Below are 5,075 nucleotides of genomic sequence, written 5' to 3'. Positions count from 1 at the left end.
ACTCCTTCAAAACTTTCAGAAACGCCTCGCCGTAGCGCTCGAACTTCACTTCGCCGACACCGCTGATCTCCAGCATCGCCTCTTTCGTCGTAGGCAGCGCCGCCGCCATCAGCGCCAGCGTCTTGTCGCCGAAAACGATGTAGGCGGGCACCCCCTCCTTTTCGGCGATCTCGCGTCTCAACGCTCTAAGTCTATCGAAAATCGCCTTATCGTATGCGATATCCGAAGGCACCGATTTGGAGACTTTCGCCTTCTTCTCCCTGATGCGGAGCCGATCGGCCCGGATATCCACCGGCTGCCTCCCTTTGAGAATCTCCGCGCCCGCGGGGGTGAGCGTCAGATTTCGGTGTTCGCCCCGTGACAGGGCCCCCAGCTCCATCAGCCGCTCGGCGATCACCTCCCACTCCCCACGGCTCCGCTCTTTCCCGATGCCGTAGACCGAGAGCTTTTCATGGCCGAACTGCAGGATCTTCTGGCTCCCGCTGCCCCGAAGCAGATCGATGAGATGGTTTTTGCCGAATCGCTGCTGGGTGCGATAGAGGGCCGAGAGAAACTTCCTGGCATCTTCGGTGATGTCCAGCTTTTGGCTATCGGTCGCCGTGCAGTTGTCGCATCGCGTGCCGCACGCCTCCATCGATTCGCCGAAATAGTCGGCGAGCTGTCCGTGGCGGCACGATTCGCTGCGGCAGAAACCGACCATCCTTTCGAGTTTGTCGTAGGCGTTCTGCTTGTAGGGCCCCTCCTCCAGGTCGTCGATCAAAGAGGCGCGCTGGGCCGCGTCGGCGGCGCTGTAGAGCAGCAGCGTCTCGCTGGGCAGCCCGTCGCGGCCGGCGCGGCCGATCTCCTGGTAGTAGTTTTCCAGCGTCTTGGGCATGCTGGTGTGGACCACGTAGCGGATGTTGCTCTTGTCGATTCCCATGCCGAAAGCCACCGTCGCCACGATCACCTCCGCCTCGTCGTGGACGAAGGCGTGGTAGGCCGCCTGCCGCTCCTCTTTCGAAAGCCCGGCATGGTAGACCGCGGCCCTGAACCCCCGCTCCTTCAGATAGCCGCCCAGCTTCTCGGCGGCGTTGCGGGTGAAGGTGTAGACGATGCCGCTCTCGCCTTTGAAGCCTTCCAGAAAGTCGGTCAGCTGCCTTTTGCCGTCTCCGGCCCGCGGCTCGGCACGGATCAGAAGATTTTCCCGATAGACCGACCCCCTCAGGCGCACGGGATCTCTCAGTCCCAGCTGGCGGACGATATCCTCGGCCACCTCCGCCGTCGCCGTCGCCGTGAAGGCCGCCACCGGCACGTGGGGAAAACGCTCTTTCAAAAGCCCCAGCCGGCGGTAATCCGCCCGAAACTCGTGCCCCCACTCGCTCACGCAGTGCGCCTCGTCGATGACGAAGGAGGCGACGGGCACCGATTCGAGCAGATCCATGAAACCGTAGGCCGAAAAGCGCTCGGGGGCGATGTAGAGGAGCTTCAGTTCACCCCGTCGCAGCCTCTCTACGACCTCGCCGATTTCCGAAGGAGACTGCATCGAGCCGATCATCTCCGCACAGATCCCCTGCAACTTCAGAGCCCGCACCTGGTCGTGCATCAGCGCCAGCAGAGGAGAGACGACGACCGTCACCCCCTCTTTCATCACAGCCGGCAGCTGGTAGCATAGAGACTTTCCTCCTCCGGTGGGGAGTATCATCAGCAGATCCCGTCCCTGCAGGGCCGCTTCCACGGCCTCTTGCTGCAACGGCCGAAAACCGGTATGCCCGAAAACCTGTTTGAGTACCTTTTCCAAAATTCTCCTTCCGATCCTGTGGCGTCATTTTACCATTTCGGGGCGGATTTTGGAGACCCAAAAAGTGTCGTGAAAGGTGGGAGGGGATGGGGTCAGTTGTTGTCCAGGCGGTTTCGGATCTCGAAGAAGAGGTCGATGTTTTCCAAAAAGAGGTCGATGAGTTTGGGGTCGAACTTCCTTCCGCGCTCTTTTTTCATATAGTCCATGATTTCACGGGGAGGCCAGCTTTTTTTGTAGACCCTGTTCATGCTCAGGGCGTCGAAGACGTCGGCGATGGCGACGATACGGCCGAAGATATGGATCTCTTCGCCCTTTTTGCCGTTGGGATAGCCGGTACCGTCGTAGTTTTCGTGATGCTCCAGCGCGACGATGCGGGCCGCCTGCATGAAGGGGCGCTCCGAATGGCCGAAAAGTTCGCCCCCGATGACGGCGTGGCGCTTCATGATCTCGAACTCTTCGGGGGTCAGCTCGTCGGGTTTGAGGAGTATCTCGTCGGGTATCGCGATCTTGCCCACGTCGTGCATCGGCGCGACGACGGAAAGAAGCTCCACCTCCTCTTCGCTCAGACCCGCGAGCTGCCCCAGCACGCGGCTGTACTCCGCCACCCGTTTGACGTGGTGTCCCGTCTCTTTCGAGCGGCTCTCCGCCACTTCGCCCAGGATGTAGAGCAGCTCCTTCTGGGTGTTTTTGATCTCCTCGTTGAGCTTGATGATATCGGTGATGTCGTTGTGGATGCTGATGATCTCCTCGATTTCGCCATTGAGTTTGTAGATGGGGATGAAGACGGAGTCGGCGACATGGAGCTGGTTGTATTTGTCCTGGCAGCGGATGCGCATCCGCAGGACCTCCCTCTTCTTCACCGCTTCGGCGACCTCCCGCTTCAGCACCGACTCCATATTGGGGCAGAGCTGATAAAAAGATCGCCGCTTCAGCTCGTCCTTTTTGAATCCGAAGATCCGGTCGAATCGCGAATCGGTCTTGAGGATCGTGCCGTCCTCGACGAAGCGGCAGATCGCCGTCCCTTCGTTGATCGCGTTCTGGTACTGCTCGAGAAAGTGGATCTTCTCCTGGAGCGTATCCTGCGTCTCGTCCAGCTCGTTTTTGATGATCTTCCGGTAGTTGACCAGCTCCGTGATATCCTCCAGAAGCATCATGAACTGATACCCCGGCTTCTCGATGTCGTAGAGGGGGATCAGCGTCGCCTTGAAGGTCAGCTCCATATCGCAGTGGCTGATCAGATGGATCTCTCCGTGCCAGCTGTCTCCCAGCTCGATCGCTTCGAAGAGCGACTGGTAGTAGGCCGTATGTCCGTCTTTGTAGATGAGACTCTTGAAAGGCTCTCCTTCGAGCAGATCCAGAGGGTAGTTGAGTCTCATCGCCATCTGTTCGTTGATCTTTTTGATCTTTCCATACTGATCGATGTAGATCAGCAGCGCCTCCTCTTCGATCGCCAGATAGTGCTGCGCCATCGTCGCCTGCACCTTTTTCTGCGCCCGCTCGAAGGTGATCTTTTTGGCCAGGTCTTCGACGGTTCTGAGGAGTTCGTTGATTTTGACGGGTTTGCGCAAAAAGGCGGTGATCCGCGCGTCGATCGCGGCGAAGAGATGGTGCTGGTCGCTGTAGGAGGCGGTGAGAACGATCGGAACGTCTCTGTCGTCGCTGCGGATGATCTTGGACATTTCGATGCCGTCCATTTTCGGCATCTTCAGGTCGGTGACGATGATGTCGGGTTTGTGGCGTTCGTAGAGTTTCAGCCCCGCTTCCCCGTTTTCCGCCACCCACAGCGTCTTCACACGGGGGCCCAGAAACGGGATCACGTAGTTACGGATCTCTTTCTCATCCTCGACATAGAGTACGGTACACGATTCCAAGGGATTTTCGAGTTCCACCCACGACCTTTGTTTCTACGATCTGCATATCGGATTTCACGGAAAAATATGCGATGCTCTTTTTTCTCGACATGACGTATCATACGCCCGCTCCTCTTGTCGGATACGGCGAATGATACGTAACGTCAATACTAATATCGGCACTTATGGGAATTTGATTGCAGCGGTAAGCGAAAAAACTTTCGAAATCGGGGAGAACCGGCCCGTTTTTTTCGCAATTTGGCGAAAAAGATCGACCGGACCGATCGGCATGCGACAGATTATGTGAGTTTGCGCTACGTTTTGTTCAAAAGCGTGCGGCAGGGGTGGAAACTATTTCCAGACCCCCGCGATGTGTGTGTGGCACTTGGGACAGTCGCCGTTTTCGTCCAGGTGGTTGACGACACGCTCGCCGATATACCCCTGCCGCTCGATCACTTTGAAACCGCAGTTTGGACAGTAGGTCGATTCGCGGTCGGCGTCGGGGTAGTTGCCCACGTAGATATACTTCAGTCCCGCCTCTTTGCCTATCTCGTAGGCGCGCACCAGTGTCTCGATCGGAGTCGGGGGACGGTCGAGCATCTTGTAGTCGGGATGGAAGCGCGAAATGTGCCACGGCATGTCGGGGCTCAGGTCCGCCTGGAATTTCGCGATCTCCCTCAGCTCTTTGTCGCTGTCGTTGATACCGGGTATGATCAGCGTCGTCGTCTCGATCCAGATCCCTTTTTCGTGGGCGTGTTCGATCGCCTGAAGCACCGGTTTGAGACGGCCGCAGCTGATCTTTCTGTAGTTCTCGTCGTCGAAATACTTGATGTCGATGTTCATCGCGTCGATGTAGGGGGCCAGCTCGTCGATCGCCTTGCGGGTCTCGAATCCGCTGGTGACGTAGATGTTTTTGAGCCCCTTTTCCTTCGCCAGCTTCGCCGTGTCGTAGGTGTACTCGAAATAGACGATCGGCTCGTTGTAGGTGTAGGCCACCGATTTCGACCCGGTCTCCAGCGCCAGCTCCACGATCCTCTCGGGCGGCAGATCCTGGCCGAACACCTCGTAGTTGTGGGTCTGGGGATGCTGGCTGATCTCCCAGTTCTGGCAGAATTTGCAGCAGAAGTTGCACCCCACCGTCCCGATGGAGAAGACCGGCGTATCGGGCAGAAAGTGAAAGAGCGGCTTCTTCTCCACAGGATCCACGTGCACCGCCGCCGCCAATCCGTAGACCGTCGATTTGAGCTTGCCGTTTTCGTTGACCCTCACACCGCATTTGCCGTATTCGCCCGGTTCCAGTTTACAGGCGTGTCCACACGCCAGACAGAGGACCTTTCCATCTTTGAGCTCTTTGCTCAGCCACGCATCGTGCGCCATGATATCCTCCTTCGCACTATATACTTTCAGTTAGCATACATCACCCGCCATTAAAAAGTATTGAAAACTCC

At 57.5% G+C, this 5,075-nt stretch carries 3 protein-coding genes; all 3 read right to left on the bottom strand.

The annotated features are described in order from the left end of the window. The coding region (gene recQ / locus Q1K23_RS07640; RefSeq protein ID WP_300363551.1) for a DNA helicase RecQ at nucleotides 1–1,777 on the bottom strand (1,777 nt) is incomplete at its 3' end. A 92-nt stretch (nucleotides 1,778–1,869) separates the two neighbouring features. Then, nucleotides 1,870–3,648: an HD domain-containing phosphohydrolase gene (locus tag Q1K23_RS07635; RefSeq protein WP_300363550.1), complete on the bottom strand. Its 1,779-nt coding sequence runs from the start codon at nucleotides 3,646–3,648 to the stop codon at nucleotides 1,870–1,872. 330 nt (nucleotides 3,649–3,978) lie between these two features. Further along, entirely contained in the window at nucleotides 3,979–5,004 is a 1,026-nt protein-coding gene (gene amrS, locus Q1K23_RS07630; RefSeq protein WP_300363549.1) for an AmmeMemoRadiSam system radical SAM enzyme, read from the bottom strand. Between the last annotated feature and the right edge of the window lie 71 nt (nucleotides 5,005–5,075).

Origin of the sequence: Hydrogenimonas sp. (assembly GCF_029933015.1) — a bacterium.
Taxonomy (GTDB): Bacteria; Campylobacterota; Campylobacteria; order Campylobacterales; family Hydrogenimonadaceae; genus Hydrogenimonas.
Note: the sequence above shows the minus strand (reverse complement) of the source record. Positions and strands in the feature narration are given on the sequence as shown.

Coding starts and splice junctions, on each gene's coding strand:
- amrS (WP_300363549.1), bottom strand. CDS start 5,004: ATGGCGCACGATGCGTGGCTGAGCAAAGAGCTCAAAGATGGAAAGGTC.